4 protein-coding genes and 3 tRNA genes are annotated in these 3399 nt (G+C 57.5%); all 7 read right to left on the bottom strand.

Annotated features, from left to right (window positions below; translation table 11 throughout):
- Positions 1-213: GTP-binding protein (locus ACJRW5_RS24870; RefSeq protein ID WP_438943780.1), on the bottom strand; the 213-nt coding region annotated here is incomplete at its 3' end.
- Positions 214-297: 84 nt separating this feature from the next.
- Positions 298-373, bottom strand: a tRNA-Thr gene (locus tag ACJRW5_RS24865).
- A 25-nt stretch (positions 374-398) separates the two neighbouring features.
- Positions 399-472: transfer RNA gene (locus tag ACJRW5_RS24860), tRNA-Gly, on the bottom strand.
- A gap of 24 nt (positions 473-496) precedes the next feature.
- A tRNA-Tyr gene (locus ACJRW5_RS24855) sits at positions 497-581 on the bottom strand.
- Positions 582-723: 142 nt separating this feature from the next.
- Positions 724-1410 carry an SPOR domain-containing protein gene (locus tag ACJRW5_RS24850; protein ID WP_484573133.1) on the bottom strand — a complete coding sequence of 229 codons (687 nt, stop codon included), beginning with the start codon at positions 1408-1410 and terminating at the stop codon, positions 724-726.
- Between the two features lie 8 nt (positions 1411-1418).
- A complete protein-coding gene (locus tag ACJRW5_RS24845; RefSeq protein WP_484573132.1) occupies positions 1419-2168 on the bottom strand; it encodes a pantothenate kinase in 750 nt (249 codons plus the stop codon).
- Complete coding sequence (gene birA / locus ACJRW5_RS24840) at positions 2158-3123, bottom strand: bifunctional biotin--[acetyl-CoA-carboxylase] ligase/biotin operon repressor BirA (RefSeq protein ID WP_484573134.1); 966 nt, start codon at positions 3121-3123, stop codon at positions 2158-2160. Before birA ends, ACJRW5_RS24845 begins: the two co-directional genes overlap by 11 nt.
- Positions 3124-3399 lie beyond the last annotated feature (276 nt).

Raw genomic sequence — 3399 nt, 5'->3', positions numbered from 1 at the left:
GTCGTACTCTACGTGCGCAGTGTTGATGGTGATACCACGAGCTTTTTCTTCCGGAGCGCTGTCGATCTTGTCGAAGTCGACCTTGGCCGAACCGAAAACCTCGGAGCAGACGCGGGTCAGAGCAGCGGTCAGAGTGGTCTTACCGTGGTCAACGTGACCGATGGTGCCAACGTTGACGTGCGGTTTGTTACGTTCGAATTTCTCTTTAGCCATCTTGACCGTCTCCTAACGAAGAATTGAGCAAGCCATGCCGCCATTAAAACAAAGGCAGATACTTTCATATCTGCCTTCATTAGATGGAGCTCATGAGCGGACTTGAACCGCTGACCTCACCCTTACCAAGGGTGTGCTCTACCAACTGAGCTACATGAGCCAAACTCTATTGCGCAACAACAAACTGGAGCGGGCAGCGGGAATCGAACCCGCATCATCAGCTTGGAAGGCTGAGGTTCTACCACTGAACTATGCCCGCGGAGCTTGCAGCTCACGCTGAATCTGGTGGAGGGGGAAGGATTCGAACCTTCGAAGTCGATGACGTCAGATTTACAGTCTGATCCCTTTGGCCGCTCGGGAACCCCTCCAAAGTGAGGCGGCATTCTCTAGATCTGCCACCCTGCTGTCAAGCTTTTTCTCATTTAAAATCTTGAGGTTAGCTACTTTGACAACATCTTCTCAGGGAACCAACTTTGACCACCCTGCGAAGCGGGCGCCATTCTATGCAAACTACTGGAGCAATGCAACGCCCTCACACGGCATTAATTGATGCTGCAAACCGACGAAGTCTCCAGCCAGGCGCCCGAGCAGAAATTCATCAGCCAACCGCCTGCTTTCAGGAGCCACACGGACCCAGAAGCTGCGATGAGCACGCGATAATTCACGCATTTGCGGCTCGTAACCAACATCACGGAGGCGCTGCATGACACTGTCAGCCGAATCATTGCGGGGAAAAATGCCGAGGGAAATACCGTTCGCCAACTCACCCTGCGTGATGATGTAGCTGTCGATTCGACGCGCCTGCAGCTCTCGCAACTGACGCAGCGACGCCTGACGGGATGCCAGCGGCGGCAAGTAGACCCAATACTCGACCCCGGCAGCCGCATCGATACTGCGAACATCAGCCTGTATATCCAGACTCAGCAAGCGCTGCTCGACAACCCGGGCGCGAGATTCCTCTTCGAAGCTCCCCAGGAAAAGGCAAACAGCAGCTTCGGGTGCAGGCGCCTGCGACTCAGCAGGCTCGCCCGCAGACTGGCGAGGCGAATCTGTCTCGCTAAGCAGGCGTATATCCTTTCGCCCCCCCAGATAAGCGCCGACCGGCGCCACTTCTTTGGCTCGCAGCGGCGCCTGCTGTTGATGCCATACGAAGTAGAACGCATTAAGAAGTAACAGCAGTAGCAGGAACCAGCGCATGCCTTGCCTCAATTCAAGGGGCAGGCGATCGCCAACCCGACAAATACCAAATCCGCAACGACCTGAGCCCCCGGCACAACATCGCGCACCAGGTCCGCATCCCCGCCTGTCAGGAATACCTCGAAGCCATCAGGAAAGCGCGCCGTCGCCTGCGCCAATTGCTCGGCGACGAATCCACGCAGCATCAGCACACAACCCCGCTCGACAGCCTCTGCGGTGGAGCGCCCCGGGTCAAGCTCCTGCAATGCGGCAAGTGCCACCTGGCGGTCATAACGAATACGCCGCGTGTGCGTACTCAGCTGATCGCGCATCAGCGGCAATCCCGGGCAGATGAACCCACCAAGGTGCACACCGTCAGCAGAAATGAAATCAGCAGTGACTGCCGTCCCCAGATCCACCACCAGACAAGCGCGCTGCCCTAGATGGTAGGCCCCTAGCACGGCCAACCAGCGATCCAGGCCAAGGCGATGAAAGTCCTCATAGCCATTACGCACCACCCCTACCTGGCTGGCGGGCTGGGCACAAACAGCCTTAACCCCCAGAGCGGAGTGAAGCCGAGCGACTAACTGCTCGGTTTCAGCGTCGCTGCGCACACTGACCATACGGCAATGCGCGACCTGTAAATCAGGGACAGCAGACAATGCCTCGAACAGACCAGCATCGGAATCAACCACCCCAGCGGCGATGCGCTGCCCACCATCAGAAGAGGTGACTCGCCACTTGATAAAACTGTTACCGCAGTCGAGCTCAAGAATCATGCTGCAACCTCAGGCTCAACTCACCACCACTGAAGGATTGATCGACACCATTCACATTCAACCGAATAGCCCCTCGCTCATCGACCCCCAGTACCACACCCTGGATTGCGTTATTTCCCGCTGTCAAAGAAGCGGACCGCCCTCGCCACACGTGAAGCGCCTCCCACTTATCGCGCAAGCCAGCAAAACCCAGCTGCCAATGTATCGAGAGATGTTCGCGCAATTGCCGGAGCAGCTCAGCAGCTAATTCGTTGCGATCGAGCGCATGACCCAGACACTGCCGCACCGAGGTCCAAGGCTGATCAATGGCCGCTGGCAGATCGGCAAGCATGTTCACATTGATACCAATACCGATGACTACATGACAAACATCTGCAGGATCACCGGCAAGCTCCAGCAATATTCCGGAAATCTTGCGCCCACCGACCAGGACGTCATTCGGCCACTTAAGTCCAGCCGTCGTCACACCACACGACCGCAGTGCCTCTGCCACTGCCAGCCCCACAGTGAGACTCAAAGCCTCGACCTGGCTCATACCCCCATCAACGCGCAGGACAAGACTACAGTAGAGGTTCTCGGCAAACGGACTGGCCCATACCCTGCCCCGCCGCCCACGACCGGCAGTCTGGCGCTCGGCAAACAACACGAAAGGCGGGCGAATACCGGCATCTAAACGACGAAATATCTCGGCATTTGTAGAGTCCAGGCTCGACTCAACATGGACCGGCCAACCCCCGCCTCCGGCGGCATCTGAAATCCGCTCGGCGTCAAGCAGAACCAGTGGTGAAGACAGTCGATAACCTTTCCCTGGGACCTTGAACACCTCGACCCCCAAATCAGCCTCCAAGCCCTGCAACTGTTTCCAGATAGCACTTCGACTTATCCCAAGCCGAGCACCAAGGGCTTCGCCGGAATGGAAGCGACCATCCTGTAGAAGTTTCAACAATTCCAGCATGCGAGGCCCCGCTATGAACAAGGCTGGCATGATAACGACGGGGCTTGTACTTGCAAAGAAAACGCGGTGTTCCACTGCCGATCCAAGGAGAAGAAGCAGCGATAGCCGGCATTTCAGCCACGCAGCCCTGAAACCTGCCCGCTCCGCGTGAGAGGTTGCAGGAGCGAGCCCTGCTGCTGTCAGCTGATCAACCGCAGGGTGCGCCGCGCGCACCGGTATGTCGGCGTCATCAGCGGTGCGCATGGCGCCCCCTACGCTTGCACGCATGCGTCTGTC

The organism is Pseudomonas pichavaramensis, from assembly GCF_050473265.1.
GTDB lineage: Bacteria > Pseudomonadota > Gammaproteobacteria > Pseudomonadales > Pseudomonadaceae > Aquipseudomonas.
The sequence above is the reverse complement of the archived record's forward strand: the minus strand, read 5'-3'. Positions and strand labels throughout refer to the sequence as shown.